The sequence below is a fragment of the Mesorhizobium sp. B2-4-6 genome (assembly GCF_006442775.1).
In the GTDB taxonomy this organism is placed as follows: Bacteria; Pseudomonadota; Alphaproteobacteria; order Rhizobiales; family Rhizobiaceae; genus Mesorhizobium.
Genome location: NZ_VFVI01000010.1, coordinates 27,975 through 43,575 on the forward strand (window position 1 = coordinate 27,975; position 15,601 = coordinate 43,575).

The window sequence follows — 15,601 nt, forward strand, 5'->3', positions numbered from 1 at the left end:
GGCATGGCGGCGGTATCCCAGGACTTCAAGACCGAGTTGCTCGGTGCGATCCCGAGCCTTCGCGCCTTTGCCGTGTCGCTGACGCAGAATGCCGACAGGGCCGACGACCTCGTCCAGGAAACGCTGGTCAAGGCTTGGGACAAGCATGAGAGCTTCCAGCCCGGCACCAATCTGAAGGCCTGGCTGTTCACCATCCTGCGCAACGAATTCTATTCGCAGATGCGCAAGCGCGGCCGCGAAGTTCAGGACAGCGACGGCATCATGACGGCCAGGCTTGCCGTCCACCCGTCCCAGCACGGCCAGCTCGACCTCAAGGATTTCCGCGGCGCGCTCGAGCAACTGCCCGAGGACCAGCGCGAAGCCATCATCCTGATCGGCGCCTCCGGCTTCTCCTATGAGGAAGCCGCCGAGATCTGCGGCTGCGCGGTCGGCACGATCAAGAGCCGCGTCAGCCGGGCGCGCGCGAGGCTGCAGGAGATCCTCAAGATTTCCGGAGAGGACGAGTTCGGGCCCGACGCGATCTCGGCGCAGGTCACAGGTTCGAACGCGGCTTGAACCGACCGGTTACGATTGCGACTGCAAGGATGGCCTCAGGCCGGGGCGGCCCGGCCGCAGGCCATGGCCACGGCTTCGATCAGATCGTCGCCCGAGTAGGGCTTGGCGATCAGCCGGATATCCGGGAACGAATCCTTGATCTCGTCCGAATCCGAATAGCCGGAGGCAAATACGAACGGCACGCCCTCGCTGCGCAGCCGCGCGGCGAAATCCAGAGTCGAGACGCCGCCGAGCATCAGGTCGACAACCGCCACGTCGAAGCGCGCAGGCAGCGCCCGCCCGTCGATCTCGCCGAGCTCACGCACGATCGTCACATCCGCGGCGCCGTGGTCGCGGCAAAGCTGCTCGACGTCCATCGCGATCAGGAACTCGTCTTCCAGAACGAGAATACGCAGTCCATCAAGCAGTGCTGGCACTTATCAGTGTCTCCTCGGCAGGGCCGCACTCATGCGCGGAATTGGCCGCCATGTCATTTAAAAAAGACATGGGTCCCAGCCTCACGGAACCCCTGCCGGTCTCAAGCGTTTCCCTGCGCCCATCAGGGCAGGGATTTCGAAGAGGGGTCGAAATGTCCGGCCAAAGCACACGCGCGGTTGCCAGCCGTCAATATCCTTGTGAAAAGTGCCCATTGCGGCCGTTGCCGGCGTTCCGTGAGTTCGACAAGCAGGAATTGTCATTCATCGGCACCTTCAAGCGCGGTGAACTTGCGGTCGACAAGGGGGCGACAGTCCTGGTCGAAGGCAGCCACAGCGCGCATCTCTACACTGTGCTGTCCGGCTGGGCGTTCCGCTACAAGCTTTTGCCCGACGGACGTCGGCAGATCCTCAATTTTTCCATGCCCGGCGACCTCATCGGCCTGCAGGGAAGCCTAATGGGCGAGATGCAGCATTCTGTCGAGGCGCTGTCGCAGATGCTGCTGTGCGTCTTCGAACGCGACCAGTTGCAGGAACTCTATCGCAACCATCCCGGCCTTGCCTATGATATCACATGGATCGCGTCGCGCGAGGAGCGCATGCTGGACGAGAATCTGCTCAGCATAGGCCGCCGCACCGCGCTCGAACGAGCGGCCTATCTCGTCGCCTTCATCGCCGGTCGGGCGCGCAGCGCCGGATTGAATGGCAAGACACCGGTGCAGATTCCGATCACACAACAGCATATCGCCGACACGCTGGGCCTCTCGCTGGTCCATACCAACAAGACCATCCGCAAGCTGATGGACCGCAAGCTCGTGATGTGGCGAGATGGCGGCTGCGAAGTGATCGACTATGATGGACTGAAGAAGCTTGCCCGATGGGAGGGACTGGGCGAGGAACGCAGGCCACTCATCTAGGATGCTTAGGGGTCGCGACGACCGGAACCATGGCGCTGAACGGGCGTTGAAACCAACGCAAACCCAAGGAGTTAGAGAATGGCAACCGCCGCAGGCAAATCCGCAACGGACCAAGCAACCACCGCCGATCTCGAGGCCGATATCGAGCAGCTGAAGGTGGATATCCAAAAACTTACGGAGCAGCTCGCCAAGACCGGTCAACACGGCTATGGCGCGGCCCGTCGCGCCGCCTCGGATGGCGTCGAGCAATTGCGGGCGCAGGGCGAAGCCGCGTTCGAGAGCATGCGGGGAAATGCCGAGGACATCGAAGCGCAGCTGATCGCCAAAGTGCGCGAGAAGCCGGTGACGTCGCTGGCCATCGCGGCGGGCGTCGGTTTCCTCTTCGCCCTGCTTTCCCGCCGCTAGCCGCAGATGGGGACGCTTGTCTCGCTGATCTCGGCCCTCGCCTCGGGCGAGGCCATGGCCGCCTTGCACAGGGCGCGGACGGCGGCAATCCTTTATGGACTTGCCGCCGTTTTTGCTTTGTGCGGCGTCGGTTTCCTCATCGGCGCCGCCTATGTCTGGCTGGCGGCGCGCTACGGACCTTTGGCGACCAGTCTCGGCTTCGGCATCGGCTTCCTGGTGGTTGCCGGTCTCATCCTTGTCATTCACAAGCTGACGACCAGCATGCGCAGCAGGCGGCGCGCAAGACGGCGGCAGGCCGACATGACCGCGCTGGGCGTTACCGCGGCACTTGCCCTGCTTCCGGCCATTGCCAAGAGCAAGGGCGGGCTAGGAGCCGTCATCGCGCCCGCCCTGGCGGTCGTCGCCTACGCCATCTATCGCGAGAACGCCAAGCCCACGCCACCGAAGCAGGACCCGCAGGACATGTCGTAAGCGCTTCAGGAAACGCCGGGACCTCAGGCTCGGCGGCATCTTTCCTGCGGGCGAGGGACGCCGGCGGAACTCGCGGCCAACGTCGCTGACCTGGGCAAGGCGGCGGATGTCATTCCCTGGCTCGGAACCTTCCCGATCAAGACCCGTTACCCGACCGTACGTAAAGCGCCCGCCGCCGCGCAGCATGGAGGCCAAGAGTGACCAAGATCGTACCCGAAGACAAAGCACGCCAGGGGCATTGGGGTTGGCATGCGCTCAGGATCCTCATCGCCGGGCTGCTGCTCGCCTTCATCGCTTGGGGGGCAGTCGAGATTTACGGCGAGCTGATCAAATCGCCGACCACGCAGCAGGCCGTGCCGGAAGCGCCGCCCGCGGCACAGAAATCCGTCCAGGGCGGTTGATCACGCCGCTCTTGCCTGGGCATTGCTTGCCGGTACGAGCACTTTCAGCGCGCCGGGGTGAATTTCGATCGTCGTTTCGCGCTCCAGCCTGATCAGTTCGCCATCCAGCACCGCGCTGAACTTTTTGGCGGGCGAGTGAATCTTCAGCACAGCCCTGCCTGCCTGATGCACTTCGACATGCGCGCTCTGGCGCAGCCTGCCGCGTAGCATGTCCAGCAGGAGTTTTGCCAAGTGATGACGCCGGCGCGCGACGCTGACATAGATGCCGAGCACGCCCCCGGCCGGGTTGTCGGCATAGGGCAGATGGCCTTCGCCGAACAGATTGTTGGAGATACCGATGCCGGTGGTGCGGGTGACGATCTCGGCCTTGCCGACGCTCAGGCTGACCTTGAGGGCGGGCGGATTGTTGATCGCCGCCCATGCGGCGCGCACGGATGCCCGCATCTTTCCAAGGCGCGAGCCGAAGTCCATCCTTTCACGCAGCTGAACCATCTCGGCGTGCATGCCGACGGAGAACTGGTGCACGAAAGGCTGGCCGTTGGCGCTGGCCATATCGACTGCGATCACCTCTCCATCAGCGAAGGATTGCAGGGCGGCTTCCAGTGTCTGCGGAATGCCCAGGCCGCGCGCGAAGAGGTTCATCGTGCCGGCGGGCAGGATGGCCAGGACCTTCTTCTTGTTCATGAGGAGAGCCGCCGCAGTGGAAATCGTGCCGTCGCCGCCTCCGGCAAGAACGACGTCGATGTTCCGCCTGGCGATGGCCTTCTCCAGCGCCGTGGCGATGTCGCGGCCGGCGACGATACCGATATCGACCGAATGTCCCGCCGCTTCCAGCGTCTGACGCAGCTGCTCGGAAAATGCTTCCAAATCGATGGTGCGGAGCGTGCCGCCGTCCTGGTTCAGCACCGCAGCAAACCGCATGCACCACTCCGTATTGCCTTCAGGCCAGTTTAAGCCGGCAGACCCTCAGCCGCACGCCGCAACGAAGATGCGGCCGCAAAGGTTCCACCCCGAGGTTCAGGATTCCAGCCAGTCATGAATGCGTTGTGGTTGGAACAACACCCCGGTCACGACGTTGTGAACCTATCGACACTGCCGCTCCCGACCCGCCCCCAGAGGCTGGCCGAGAAAGCGCAATGCACAGATCAGGCACGAGGAGAGACTATGATGATCCGCACCCTTTTTGCGACCACCGCGCTGGCAACGCTGCTTGCAACCGGCGCCTTTGCGCAAACGGCTACGCCCGCTCCCGCCCAGGCCCCGGCCGCTGAAAATCCGGCTCCGGTCATGCGCTCGGACGGCGCGCTGATGACGAATATCATCGGCGAGTCTGTGTATAACGGCACCGGCGACGATGCGCAGGACATCGGCAAGGTCGATGATGTCGTCTTCGATTCCAGCGGCAATGCCAAATCCGCCATTATCGGGGTCGGCGGGTTCCTTGGCGTCGGCAAGAAGGACGTCGCTTTCGACTACGGCAAGCTGGAATGGGCCGAAAAGAACGGCGACCGCTGGCTGGTCGCCAAGTCCACGAAAGAGGAACTGAACGCTCTGCCGGCATTCGACCGCAAGCCTTATGATCCGGCGCCAGCGCAGTCGGCCGACGCTACGCAACCTGCTAACAACACGACCACAACGCAGGCTCCGGCGGCCGCACCGGCCGAGCCGGTGAAGAAGGCCGAGGGCAACCTCGCCACCAACATCATGGGCGAGTCGGTCTATAACGACACCGCGGACGACGCCCAGAAGATCGGCGACGTGAAGGACATCGTACTTGCCAAGGACGGCAAGGCCGAGTCGCTGGTGATCGGCGTCGGTGGCTTCCTCGGCATCGGCACCAAGAATGTCACCTATGACTTTGCCAAGGCAAAATGGGCCGAGAAGAACGGCGACCGCTGGCTGGTGGCCGAGACGACGAAGGAGGAACTGCAGGCCCAGCCCGATTTCAACCGCAAGGCCTATGATCCGGCGCCCGGCTCGACGACGGCCGCGAGCAACGCTCCTGCGGCGACCACGCCCGCGGTGGTGTCTTCGGATACGACCTCCGACAAGGGGGCCAAACCGGCAGAGCCCGCCAAGTCGACGGCCGAGAACAAACCTGCGACGCCGCCGGCCCAGAGCAAGGCCGAGAACAAGCCCGCCGATAACGGCGCGGCCGCAACCGACCAGACCAAGACCGCTTCCATCGACAAGTCGACGCTGACCGAGATGCCGATGGGCAACATCCGCGGTGACGATCTCAAGGGCACCACCGTCTATGGCGCCAACGATGCCGAGATCGGTTCGATCGGCGATGTCGTGCTGACGCCCGACAACAAGCCGGACGCAGTCATTGTCGATGTCGGCGGCTTCCTCGGCATCGGCGCCAAGGAAGTGGCGATCGGCATGGATAAGCTCAAATTCATGACCGACAAGAACGGCAAGAAATATCTCTATACCAACTTCACCAAGGAACAGTTGCAGGCGCAGACGGCCTATGACAAGAGCAGTTATGCCGCCAACCGCGACCAGCAGCGGATGATGTTGAAATAGGGATTAGGGATTAGGCAGTAGGCAGTAGGGAATAGGCAGTAGACGAAGAAAAGTTGGCGAAGCAACCCACGGTTGGGATATTCACTGCCTACTGCCTACTGCCTACTGCCTACTGCCTACTGCCTACTGCCTGACTCACGTACCCAACCACGCCATCTTCCGTCAGTTCCGCCAATGCCAGCGACTGATCGAGATGCGCGGCGCGCCAGGCGAGCATCCTTTCGGCGAACTCAAGCCGTACGGGCAGATAGGCCGGGTCGCCTGCCACGTTGTTCAACTCGCCCGGGTCTTTCGAGAGGTCGAAGAGAAGCGCCGGCAGACCGCCGCCGAAATGGACATATTTGAACTCGGCCGTGCGGATGACGGCAAGGTTGCAGGCGCTCGATGCGATACCGAAATGGCGCTCCGCTTCATCTTTGGCGACTGTACGGAAATCAAACTCCCAATGCGCCGCGTCGCGCCAGGTCTCCGGCGTCTTGCCCTCGATCCAGGGCACGAGCGAACGGCCGTCGAGATGGCGCTGTGGCGCGGCGCCGATCAGGTCGAGCAAGGTCGGGAAGATATCGACCGCCTCCGTGAAACGGTCGACGGATGAACCGGCCCCGGCGCTCCGGCGCGGATCGCGGATGATCAGCGGAATATGGTAGCTGGCGTCGAAGAAGCCGCCCTTGCCGAGCATGAAATGGTCGCCCATCATCTCGGCATGGTCGGAGGTCAGCACGATGACGGTGTCGTCCCAGGCGTCCGCCGATTTGATCGCCCGCCAGATGCGGCCGAGCTGCGCGTCGACCTCGGCGATCATGCCGTAATAGATCGCGCGGACTAAGCGGAAATTTTCCTCGCTCCAGTCCGGCACCTTGCCTTCGATGCCGGGAACGAATTTTGTCCGCTTCTGCCGGTCGAGATCGTAAGCGACATAGGGATGGCTTTCCGCCTCGGCCTGCCAGCTTGCAGCGCGCCGGAAGGCGGGACCATCGCCTGGATCGTACATCGTGTTGTAGGGTTCCGGCACGATGAAGGGCGGGTGCGGGCTGATGAAGGAGACATGCGCGAACCACGGCACGCTCTTCTCCTGCTCGCCGAGCCAGCGGATGAATTCGCCGGCCAGGAAAGCGGTCGGCGTCTGGTCTTGCGAATAGACGGGCGGCGCGTTGGTCACGTCGCGTTCCGCTTGCCCGTTGGCCGGACGGTGGATGCCGGGGCTACCCGCGCCGGTATCGATGCCCTGCGCCTGCAGCCATGACAGCCACTGCTTCTGATGCTCGGGCAGGGCTTGGCGCACGGTGAATCCCGGCAGCACGCCTTCATAGCTGCGCAGCCGCGGATCCTCCGGGGAGAGTTGTCGGGGATCGAGCGAGACATCGGTGTAGCCGAACAGGGTCGGATCGTAGCCCGCCGCGCGCGCCGAAAGCGCGATATTGCCATGGCGCGCGTCGAGCGGCGTGCCGTTGCGGCAGACACGATTGTTCATCTGGTAGAGCCCGGTATAGAGGCAGGCGCGGGCCGGCGAGCAGGGAGCTGCGCCTCCGTAGTGCCGGCGGAAGAGCACGCCTTGCGCGGCGAGCGCATCCGCATTCGGCGTCTTCACCACCGGGTGGCCGGCGGCCGACAGGCAATCGCCGCGCCACTGGTCGCAGGTGATGAGGAGAACATTCGGGCGGCTCGTCGGATTGTCCAAGATCATCTCCTTGTGGACGCGCCCCAGATGGAACGGAAATCACCGGCGTTGCAAGCCGAAGCCGGTGATGGATTGGTGAACATATTTTGAACAGTCGTTCACTTTTATGACACAGTCCATTCTGTGTTTGCCCGCTTTGCCGCCGGCCCGCCGATCCTCATATTGGCGTGGACAGCGGCGGGGGCCGCACAAGGACAAGGGAAGGAGCACGATCATGCTCAATCAGATCAAGGGCCTGCATCACGTCACCTCGATGGCGAGTGACGCTCGCCGCAACAACGAGTTCTTCACCAAGAAGCTCGGCCTGCGCCGGGTGAAAAAGACCGTCAATTTCGACGCGCCGGATGTCTACCATCTCTACTATGCCGACGAGGTCGGCACGCCGGGTTCGGTGATGACCTATTTCCCGTTCCCCGATATCGGCAAGGGCCGGCATGGCGTCGGCGAAGTCGGCACGACGGTGTTCTCGGTGCCGGAAGGCACGCTCGCCTATTGGGAAAAGCGCTTCGCCGACGAGGGTGTGGGCAACGTCGCCCGCACGGAGAGTTTTGGCGAGAAGCGGCTCACCTTCACCGGTCCGGACGGCGACAGCTTCGCGCTCGTCGAGGACAAGGCCGACAAGAGGGCGCCCTGGGTCAAGGGCGGGGTTCCCGGCGACGAGGCGATCCGCGGCTTTCACTCGGTCTCGCTGCGGCTGAAGGATGGCGGCGCCACCGAGGAGCTGTTGAAGTTCATGGGCTATGAGGAAGTCGACAAGTCCGGCAACGTCCGCCGGCTGGCCATCAAGAACGGCAACGGCGCCGATGTCGTCGACATCGAATCGCTGCCGGGTGCCGGCTTTGCCAATCTCGGCGCCGGCTCAGTGCATCACGTCGCCTTCGCGGTCGAGGATCGCGCCAAGCAGCTCGAAGTGCGCAAGGCGCTGATCGACACGGGTTATGGCGTGACGCCGGTCATCGATCGCGACTATTTCTGGGCGATCTATTTCCGCACGCCGGGCGGTGTGTTGTTCGAGGTGGCGACCAACGAACCGGGATTCGACCGCGATGAGGACACCGCGCATCTCGGCGAGGCGCTGAAGCTGCCGACCCAGCATCAGCATTTGCGGCCTTATCTCGAAGAGCATCTGCAGAAACTGGAAGGCTGAGCCATGAGCAAGGACGCTTACATCCACAAGGTGCTGCCCGGTTCGCCGGGCGGCCCACTGCTCTTCGTCTTCCACGGCACTGGCGCGGATGAGAACCAGCTTCTTGGCTTCGGCCGCGAGCTTGTGCCTTCGGCGACGATCGTCTCGCCACGTGGCGACGTGTCGGAGCATGGTGCCGCCCGCTTCTTCCGCCGCACCGGCGAGGGCGTCTACGACATGGACGACCTGGCGCGCGCGACATCGAAGATGGCGGGCTTCGTCAAGGCGCATGTCGAGGCGGCAAAACCCTCGGCGGTGTTCGGCCTCGGCTACTCCAACGGCGCCAACATCCTGGCTTCGGTGGTGTTCGCCGAGCCGAGCCTGTTCGACGCCACGGCGCTGATGCATCCGCTGATCCCGTTCGAACCTGAGGTGCGGGGCAGCCTTGCCGGTCGTCGCATCCTGGTCACGGCCGGCAGGCGCGACCCGATCTGTCCGCCCAGCCTGACATCGCGGCTTGAGGCTTATTTGCGCGCCGACGGCGCCGATGTCACAGTGGAATGGCACGACGGCGGGCATGAGGTTCGGCCGAATGAAATCGAAGCGGCGCGGCGGCTGTTCGCGCTCGCGCCCGCTGAAGGAGGCAAGAACAATGGCTGACCAACTGCCCGAGATCGAACTGGAGGACCGCGGCTCCAAGGGACGCTACGTGCTGCGCGGCCCCGGCGGCGCCGAGGCTGAGATGACCTTCACCAAGATCGGTGAGCATCAGCTCATCATCGACCACACCGAGGTGCCGGATGTCTTTCGCGGCCAGGGCGCCGGACTTCGGCTCGTCACCCGCGCGGTCGAGGACGCACGCGCGGCCGGCAAGAAGATCATCCCGCTCTGCCCCTTCGCCAACGCCCAGTTCCGCCGTCATCCGGAATGGGCGGATGTGCTGAAGCAATGAGCTTTCCCTTCTGGGAGAAGGTGGATCGGCGCGCAGCGCCGAGACGGATGAGGGATGCTCCAGCAGAGTGAGACGTCGGCATTCCCTGGAACACCCCTCATCCGTCGCCTTCGGCGACCTTCTCCCATAGGGGGCCCACAAGGGGAGAAGGAGAAGCCCTTGGCATTTGCACGGCCCGATCATCTTGCCTAAGTTGACGGTTCGCCCGGACGAAACCTGTCGTCCCGCCTGTCCCCGATTTGAATGGCTTCCCTGATGACCGATACCGACCTGATCCCCGTTTTCGACGGACATAACGACACGCTGCTTCGGCTCTACCAGTCGAAGGAAACCGACGTCGAAAAGCTGTTCATCGAGGGGACGCCGGGCGGCCATATCGACCTGCCGCGCGCCAGGAAGGGCGGCTTTGCCGGCGGCATGTTCGCTATCTTTCCGCCGCCGGTCGAGAAGTCGAAGCGCAGCGCCGTGCCGCCGGCGCCGAGCGACAATGAGCCGCTGCCGCCGGAGCTGCCGCAGGCCGAGGCGATCACCTCGACCATCGGCATGGCCTCGATCCTGTTTCGGCTGGAGCGTGCCGGCGCGTTGACCGTCTGCCGCAGCGCCGGCGATGTGCGTGACGCGATGGCGAAGGGCTCGATCGCGGCGGTGTTCCACATCGAGGGCGTCGAGGCGATCGATCCCGGGCTTGCCATGCTCGACGTGCTTCACGCCGCAGGCCTGCGCTCGCTGGGCATCGTCTGGAGTCGCCCCAACGCCTTCGGCAATGGCGTGCCGTTCCGCTTTCCGTCGTCGCCTGACACTGGGCCTGGCCTCACCGACGCCGGCAAGGCGCTGGTCAAGGCCTGCAATCAGCTCAGGATCATGATCGACCTCTCGCATCTCAACGAGAAGGGCTTTCGCGATGTCGCGGCGCTGAGCGACGCGCCGCTGGTCGCCACCCATTCCAACGTGCATGCGATCTGCGGCCACTCGCGCAACCTGACCGACTGGCAGCTCGGCGCGATCCGCGAGTCTGGCGGCATGGTGGGGCTGAATTTCGCCACCGGCTTCCTGCGCGAGGACGGTCGCATGAACGCCGACACCAGCATCGACATCATGGTGCGCCATATCGACTCGCTCTTACAGGCGCTGGGCGAGGACGGCGTCGGCCTCGGCTCCGATTTCGACGGCGCCATGATCCCGGCCCCTATCGGCGACGTCGCCGGCTTGCCGAAGCTCATCGCCGCGCTCGCCGCGCGCGGTTTCGGACGCACGCTGATCGAGAAGATCGCCTATCGTAACTGGTTGAGCGTGTTGGAAAGGACGATCGGCTGAGCGCGTTACAGCGCGTAACCCATGCGCTTCAGCCATTCCTTGCCGACGGCGCGATCGCGGATGATCGGCAAGGGGTTTTCCGCGTCGAGCCGGGCGCAGATGCGGTAGACCTCGAGCGTCTCGGCGTTCATCTCGCCGCGCTTGAAGAAGAACATGGCCGCCGCGTAGCGGGTGCGGCCGGACCACATCTCGCCGAGCGGCGTGTTAACCAGCTGCCACTGCTCGGTGGCCTCCGCTTCCAGGTCTTCCGCTTCGCTTGCCATGGTCAAAAGTCCGCTGGCGGGTTGGCTGTGCGGCGGTCGAGCTTGATGAAGGGCCGCGGCACCACTTTCGCTCGTTTCATCAGCTTCTGGTACTGCAGCTCGCGCATGGCGTAGATCTCGACCCAGAGGTCGTCGACGATGGTATCGCCATAAGGCCGCCGCAGCGAGGCAAGCGCGATGTTGCGCTTGGCCATGGGCGACCACATCGCCGCGCTGACCAATCCGACCTCCTGGCTTTTGCGGTAGTAGAGGATGGCGTGTTCGGCTGGAATGTTGCCTTCGATCTCCAGCCCGACCAACAAATGCCGCAGCTTCTTCTTCGACCGGGCTTCGAGGATGGCGCGGCGACCGTTGAAGTGGCCCTTTTGCGGATCGATCATGAAGCCGAGGCCGATCTCGTCCGGCATGCGCAGGCGGTCCGTGCGGATGGCGTGCTCGGCAGCTGTGAAGTCGCCGTTGGCGACGATCAGCCCGGCTTCGAGGCGAGCGCGGTTCAACGCCGTATAGCCGATGGCGCGGATGCCGCGCAGTTCGCCCGCCGCCATCAGCCGGTCCCACAGGCTCAGCGCCTTGTCCGCCGGCACGAACAGCTCGTAGCCGAGATCGCCGGTGAAGCCGGTGCGCGATATGGTCAGGGCAGCGCCATCATGCGCGAATTCGGCGAGGTCGAAGACCTTCAGCCGCTCGATGCCGGCAAAGCCCGCGTCGCGCAGGATGGCGAAGGAGGTCGGGCCCTGCAGCGCCAAGCCGGCAACCGCCTCGGTCTCTTCCTCGACACTGACCTCGTAGCCGATCGCGCTGTCCAGCAGCCAGGGCAAGTGCCGTTCCTGCGAGCACAGCCGGAAGCGTGTCGGCGAGAGCCTGAACAAAGTGCCATCGTCGAGCACGAAACCTTCGTCGTCGCACCAGGCGGTGTAGTGGACGCGACCCGGTTTCAGCTTGGTCACATCGCGCAAGGTGACGCGGTCGAGATAGGCTTCGGCGTCCGGACCTTCGATCCGGTATTTCGTCATCGGCGAGATGTCGAACAGCGCCGCCTGACTGCGGATGGCGAAATATTCGAGCTCCTCATCCCACAGCGAATGTGGCGCGCGGTAGCCGGCCCAGTTGTACCAATCCTGCTTCAATCCGAGCGCGTCGATGCGTGGCTGGAACGGCGTGCCGAGCCGCAGCGTGCGGAAATGGGATTGCGCGAGGGTGCGGGCGTCGGTTGACGGCTTGATGGTGGGATGATGGTTCATGACGGCGTTCCTTCGCCGTAGAGCGCGGCTTCAGCGATTTGCAAAAACATCCTATGCCCTCATCGCGATGATGCGGCGCGCGGCGTTGAGGCCCGGCGCGCCGGAGATGCCGCCGCCCGGATGCGAGCCGGCGCCGGCAAGGAACAGCCCTTCGAGCGGCGTGTCGTAGCCCGACCAGCCGGAGACGGGCCGCGACACCAGCATCTGGTCGGCCTGCAATTCGCCGTGATGCCAGTGGCCGCCGGGCATACGGTAGCGCGCCTCTATGTCGGCGGGCGTCAACAGCTCGGCGTGGCGCACCGTCGCGCCGATGCCGGGCGCATAGGTTTCGAGCTGCGCCATGATCGCCTTGAGGAATTGCGGCTTGCCGGCGGTCCAGCCCTCTGTCAGCGCATAGGGCGCATATTGCACCACCGCCGAGAGCACGCAGGCACCGGACGGCGCGAGTGCGGGATCGGCGAGGCTGGGTAGCGTGATCTCCATCACCGGCTCGGGCGAGAACTCGCCATATTTCGACGGGTTGAAGGCGCGCTCGACATGGTCGGGCGAAGGCGCGATGACGAGGCGGCCCTTATGGCCGGCGGCGTCCACGCCAGTGAATTGCGGCGGCCGATCGAGCGCCAGATGCAGCTTTGCCGCGTCGCCCTTCATGCGGATGTTCTTCACCTTGCGCACGAAGCCGGTGTCGACCTCGCGCGGCCCGACGAGATCAAGGATCGTCGTTGCGGGATTGATGGCGGAAACGACGGTCTTGGCGCGCAAGATTTCGCCGCTCTGCGTGACGACACCGACGGCGCGGCCCTTCTCGACGATGACCTTGGCGACCGGCGAAGCCGGGCGGATCGAAACGCCCGCGTTTTCCGCCGCCGCGCGGATGGCGGCGACGACGGCGCCCATGCCGCCCTTCGGCTGCATCTGCGCGCCGGCGAGGCCGCCGATCTCGCCGGCCAGCCTATAGTAGAGGCCGAGCAGCGAGGTCGGCGAGCGCGGTCCCAGATGCGAGCCGAGCGTCGCGTCGAAGGCGAGCAGGCCCTTCAGCCGATCGTCAGACAGCTGTTCGTCGAGCAGGTCGTAGACATTCATCAAAAGCACGCGCAGGAAGTCGCGCATATCTTCCTTGCCGAGCCGCTTCAGCGCCAACGCGGTCTGGCCGAGCCCGGTCATTTCCGCCAGCGACATGCCGGCAAGGTCCGGCGGCCGGCGCGACAGGAAAGGCTTCAGCACGCCGGCATAGCGCAGTAATTGCGCGCGCAGCTCCTTCCAGGCGGACTGCTCCGAAGGGCTGGCGCCGGTCAGCACCTCGCCATAGGCGCCATGCAGCACCAGCGGACCGTGTCTCGACAGCGCCACCGACGGCACGAAATCGCCGCGCTCGATCTTCAGCCCGTGCCGCTCCAGCTCCAGCGTTTTCACGACATCGGGATGCAGGCGATTGAGCAGATGCGCGACGGCGGAAGCGCGAAAACCCGGCGCGAACTCCTCGGTGCGCGCGGCGCCGCCGACCTCGTTGCCGGCTTCGAGGACCAGCACCTTGCGGCCGGATTTGGCCAGCGTGGCGGCGGCAACGAGGCCGTTGTGGCCGCCGCCGATGACGATGGCGTCCCAGTTCAAATCAGATGACGTCATGGGCGGGGCTCATATGCAGGGTCGGCTTGGCGAGATCGCGCAGGATCTCGGCGGCGGCATTGCGTCCGGGTGCGCCCATGACGCCGCCGCCGGGATGAGTGGAGGAGCCGCACATATAGAGCCCGCCGACCGGCGACCGGTATTGCGCGTAACCCGGCACCGGGCGATTGAACAGCAACTGGTCGAAGGTGAGCTCGCCTTGAAAAATGTTGCCTTCGGTGAGGCCGACCTCGGCTTCGATTTCGCGCGGCGTGCGCACTTCCATATGGACGATGCGATCGCGGAAGCCGGGCGAATATTCGGCGATCTGGGAAATCACGCTCTCGGCGAAGCCATCGCGGTCGGCATCGGTCCAGTCGCGGTCGTTTATCTTGGGTGGGGCGTATTGCACGAAGCAGCTCATGAAGTGCTTGCCCGGCGGCGCCATGGTCGGGTCGAGCGTGGTCGGGATCATCATGTCGAGGAAGGGATCGGCCGACCAGCGCCCGGCCTTCCAGTCGTCATAGGCGCGCTCCATGCGTTCGATGGAATCAGTGAAATGCATATCGGCGCGATAGACCGGCGAATCCTTCGGCAGAGCCGGGAATTCGGGGAATGAATCCAGCGCGATGTTGACCTTGCCGGACGAGCCGCGGATCTTGAAATTCTTGACACGGCGCAGGAAGATATCGGGCAGTTCCTTTTCCTCGACCAGCTTCAGGAAGGTGCGCTTGACGTCGGCGTTGGAGATGACGAGCTTGCCAAAGATCTCCTCGCCGCCGGCGAGCACGACGCCCTTGGCCTTGCCGTTCCTGATCAGCACATGGTCGACCTCGGCGCCAGTGCGGATGGTGCCGCCGCTAGCCTTGAAAGACGCGGCCAGCGCCTTGGTAACGGCGCCCATGCCGCCGCGCGCATAGCCCCAGGCGCCGACCGAACCATCGACCTCGCCCATATAGTGGTGGAGCAGAACATAGGCCGTGCCGGGCGACATCGGGCCGAGCGCCGTGCCGATGATGCCGGAAAGCGCGAAGTTCGCCTTGATGACGTCGGTCTCGAAATATTCGTCGAGGAAGTCCGAGATCGACATCGTCCAGAAGCGCAGGGTCAGCGCCATTTCCTCGGCCGAGAGACCGGCGAATTTCTTCCCCAGATAGAGCAGTTCGCCGAGATCGCGCGGCCTGAAGCTGGTGGGATCCGGCGCGGTGCGCATCAAGAGCGGCTGGATGAAGCGGCACTGCCTCGTGACGTCGCGTGAGTAGCGGTCATAGGCCTCGGCGTCGCGCTTCGAGAAACGGGCGAACTCGCGGCGATGCGCGTCGTGGTCGCGGTAGTTGGCGAGGTAGTCGCCGTCGCGCGTGAACACGGCGCCGCCTTCGTAGGAGATTACCTGCAGGCCGAAGCGCGGCAGCTCGAGATCGCGCATGATCTCGGGCCGGAACAGCGAGCAGACATAGGAGCAGTTCGAATAGAGGAAGCCCGGCGTCAGCTCGCGGCTGGTGGCCGCGCCCCCGACCCAGTCGTTCTTCTCGACCACCAACACATCCAGGCCGGCGCGCTGCAGATAGCAGGCATTGACCAGGCCGTTGTGGCCGCCGCCGATGACGATCGCGTCCCATGCCTTCATGCGCGCTGCACCTTCATCCGGTTTCCCCTATCTTCTTGTTTTTACGCAATTCCGGACGGAAAACCGCTTCACGCTTTTCCTGGAATTGCTCGGCACGTGTT

The 15,601-nt window shown here is 64.3% G+C and carries 17 protein-coding genes; 10 read left to right on the plus strand and 7 right to left on the minus strand.

The annotated features are described in order from the left end of the window. Window positions 1–3: 3 nt before the first annotated feature. Window positions 4–555, plus strand: a complete 552-nt coding sequence (locus FJ957_RS22645; protein WP_140835066.1) for an RNA polymerase sigma factor — start codon at window positions 4–6, stop codon at window positions 553–555. A gap of 35 nt (window positions 556–590) precedes the next feature. Here the strand turns inward: FJ957_RS22645 and FJ957_RS22650 are convergent, their stop codons facing one another. Further along, complete coding sequence (locus tag FJ957_RS22650) at window positions 591–971, minus strand: response regulator (RefSeq protein WP_140835067.1); 381 nt, start codon at window positions 969–971, stop codon at window positions 591–593. 152 nt (window positions 972–1,123) lie between these two features. Between FJ957_RS22650 and FJ957_RS22655 the strand changes: the two genes are divergently transcribed. The 4 genes from FJ957_RS22655 to FJ957_RS22670 all read left to right on the plus strand — a co-directional run bounded on the left by FJ957_RS22655 (window position 1,124) and on the right by FJ957_RS22670 (window position 3,162). After that, window positions 1,124–1,885, plus strand: a complete 762-nt coding sequence (locus FJ957_RS22655) for a Crp/Fnr family transcriptional regulator (RefSeq protein WP_140835232.1) — start codon at window positions 1,124–1,126, stop codon at window positions 1,883–1,885. Window positions 1,886–1,963: 78 nt separating this feature from the next. Next, window positions 1,964–2,290 (plus strand): DUF883 family protein, encoded by a 327-nt coding sequence (locus FJ957_RS22660; RefSeq protein WP_140835068.1) that lies wholly within the window; start codon window positions 1,964–1,966, stop codon window positions 2,288–2,290. A gap of 6 nt (window positions 2,291–2,296) precedes the next feature. After that, window positions 2,297–2,761 (plus strand): phage holin family protein, encoded by a 465-nt coding sequence (locus FJ957_RS22665; RefSeq protein ID WP_140835069.1) that lies wholly within the window; start codon window positions 2,297–2,299, stop codon window positions 2,759–2,761. 197 nt (window positions 2,762–2,958) lie between these two features. Next, complete coding sequence (locus tag FJ957_RS22670) at window positions 2,959–3,162, plus strand: hypothetical protein (protein WP_140835070.1); 204 nt, start codon at window positions 2,959–2,961, stop codon at window positions 3,160–3,162. Here FJ957_RS22670 and FJ957_RS22675 read toward each other — a convergent pair whose 3' ends face one another. Continuing rightward, window positions 3,163–4,083: a diacylglycerol kinase family protein gene (locus FJ957_RS22675; RefSeq protein WP_140835071.1), complete on the minus strand. Its 921-nt coding sequence runs from the start codon at window positions 4,081–4,083 to the stop codon at window positions 3,163–3,165. A 246-nt stretch (window positions 4,084–4,329) separates the two neighbouring features. Here FJ957_RS22675 and FJ957_RS22680 point away from each other — a divergent pair, with 246 nt between their 5' ends. Further along, window positions 4,330–5,694: a PRC-barrel domain-containing protein gene (locus tag FJ957_RS22680; RefSeq protein ID WP_140835072.1), complete on the plus strand. Its 1,365-nt coding sequence runs from the start codon at window positions 4,330–4,332 to the stop codon at window positions 5,692–5,694. 109 nt (window positions 5,695–5,803) lie between these two features. On the opposite strand, the gene FJ957_RS22685 is transcribed toward FJ957_RS22680, so the two are convergent. Then, the gene (locus FJ957_RS22685) at window positions 5,804–7,372 is read right to left on the minus strand and encodes an alkaline phosphatase family protein (protein WP_246685934.1); all 1,569 of its coding nucleotides are present in this window, start codon (window positions 7,370–7,372) and stop codon (window positions 5,804–5,806) included. Window positions 7,373–7,586: 214 nt separating this feature from the next. On the opposite strand from FJ957_RS22685, the gene FJ957_RS22690 reads away from it, so the two are divergent. The 4 genes from FJ957_RS22690 (at window position 7,587) to FJ957_RS22705 (ending at window position 10,764) form a co-directional block, all read left to right on the plus strand. After that, window positions 7,587–8,519 carry a VOC family protein gene (locus tag FJ957_RS22690; protein WP_140784451.1) on the plus strand — a complete coding sequence of 311 codons (933 nt, stop codon included), beginning with the start codon at window positions 7,587–7,589 and terminating at the stop codon, window positions 8,517–8,519. Window positions 8,520–8,522: 3 nt separating this feature from the next. Beyond that, the gene (locus tag FJ957_RS22695) at window positions 8,523–9,158 is read left to right on the plus strand and encodes an alpha/beta hydrolase (protein WP_140784452.1); all 636 of its coding nucleotides are present in this window, start codon (window positions 8,523–8,525) and stop codon (window positions 9,156–9,158) included. Beyond that, on the plus strand, window positions 9,151–9,450 hold the full coding sequence (locus tag FJ957_RS22700; protein ID WP_027166574.1) for a GNAT family N-acetyltransferase: 300 nt from the start codon (window positions 9,151–9,153) through the stop codon (window positions 9,448–9,450). Before FJ957_RS22695 ends, FJ957_RS22700 begins: the two co-directional genes overlap by 8 nt. Before the next feature lie 255 nt (window positions 9,451–9,705). Next, window positions 9,706–10,764 (plus strand): dipeptidase, encoded by a 1,059-nt coding sequence (locus tag FJ957_RS22705; protein WP_140835073.1) that lies wholly within the window; start codon window positions 9,706–9,708, stop codon window positions 10,762–10,764. A gap of 5 nt (window positions 10,765–10,769) precedes the next feature. Here FJ957_RS22705 and FJ957_RS22710 read toward each other — a convergent pair whose 3' ends face one another. From FJ957_RS22710 to FJ957_RS22725, 4 genes are read right to left on the minus strand one after another with little or no spacing between them, the layout of a single operon-like run. After that, entirely contained in the window at window positions 10,770–11,027 is a 258-nt protein-coding gene (locus FJ957_RS22710) for a hypothetical protein (protein ID WP_140835074.1), read from the minus strand. Window positions 11,028–11,029: 2 nt separating this feature from the next. Continuing rightward, complete coding sequence (locus tag FJ957_RS22715; protein ID WP_140835075.1) at window positions 11,030–12,268, minus strand: aminomethyltransferase family protein; 1,239 nt, start codon at window positions 12,266–12,268, stop codon at window positions 11,030–11,032. Window positions 12,269–12,319: 51 nt separating this feature from the next. Then, window positions 12,320–13,894, minus strand: a complete 1,575-nt coding sequence (locus tag FJ957_RS22720) for an NAD(P)/FAD-dependent oxidoreductase (protein ID WP_140835076.1) — start codon at window positions 13,892–13,894, stop codon at window positions 12,320–12,322. After that, complete coding sequence (locus FJ957_RS22725; RefSeq protein ID WP_140835077.1) at window positions 13,881–15,500, minus strand: NAD(P)/FAD-dependent oxidoreductase; 1,620 nt, start codon at window positions 15,498–15,500, stop codon at window positions 13,881–13,883. The genes FJ957_RS22720 and FJ957_RS22725 overlap by 14 nt, the downstream gene beginning before the upstream one ends. Between the last annotated feature and the right edge of the window lie 101 nt (window positions 15,501–15,601).

What these genes read in the sequence shown, in the direction of transcription:
- FJ957_RS22645 (WP_140835066.1), top strand. Translation starts at nt 4, where the DNA reads ATGGCGGCGGTATCCCAGGACTTCAAGACCGAGTTGCTCGGTGCGATC.
- FJ957_RS22655 (WP_140835232.1), top strand. Translation starts at nt 1,124, where the DNA reads ATGTCCGGCCAAAGCACACGCGCGGTTGCCAGCCGTCAATATCCTTGT.
- FJ957_RS22660 (WP_140835068.1), top strand. Translation starts at nt 1,964, where the DNA reads ATGGCAACCGCCGCAGGCAAATCCGCAACGGACCAAGCAACCACCGCC.
- FJ957_RS22665 (WP_140835069.1), top strand. Translation starts at nt 2,297, where the DNA reads ATGGGGACGCTTGTCTCGCTGATCTCGGCCCTCGCCTCGGGCGAGGCC.
- FJ957_RS22675 (WP_140835071.1), bottom strand. Translation starts at nt 4,083, where the DNA reads ATGCGGTTTGCTGCGGTGCTGAACCAGGACGGCGGCACGCTCCGCACC.
- FJ957_RS22680 (WP_140835072.1), top strand. Translation starts at nt 4,330, where the DNA reads ATGATCCGCACCCTTTTTGCGACCACCGCGCTGGCAACGCTGCTTGCA.
- FJ957_RS22690 (WP_140784451.1), top strand. Translation starts at nt 7,587, where the DNA reads ATGCTCAATCAGATCAAGGGCCTGCATCACGTCACCTCGATGGCGAGT.
- FJ957_RS22695 (WP_140784452.1), top strand. Translation starts at nt 8,523, where the DNA reads ATGAGCAAGGACGCTTACATCCACAAGGTGCTGCCCGGTTCGCCGGGC.
- FJ957_RS22700 (WP_027166574.1), top strand. Translation starts at nt 9,151, where the DNA reads ATGGCTGACCAACTGCCCGAGATCGAACTGGAGGACCGCGGCTCCAAG.
- FJ957_RS22705 (WP_140835073.1), top strand. Translation starts at nt 9,706, where the DNA reads ATGACCGATACCGACCTGATCCCCGTTTTCGACGGACATAACGACACG.
- FJ957_RS22710 (WP_140835074.1), bottom strand. Translation starts at nt 11,027, where the DNA reads ATGGCAAGCGAAGCGGAAGACCTGGAAGCGGAGGCCACCGAGCAGTGG.
- FJ957_RS22715 (WP_140835075.1), bottom strand. Translation starts at nt 12,268, where the DNA reads ATGAACCATCATCCCACCATCAAGCCGTCAACCGACGCCCGCACCCTC.
- FJ957_RS22720 (WP_140835076.1), bottom strand. Translation starts at nt 13,894, where the DNA reads ATGACGTCATCTGATTTGAACTGGGACGCCATCGTCATCGGCGGCGGC.
- FJ957_RS22725 (WP_140835077.1), bottom strand. Translation starts at nt 15,500, where the DNA reads ATGAAGGCATGGGACGCGATCGTCATCGGCGGCGGCCACAACGGCCTG.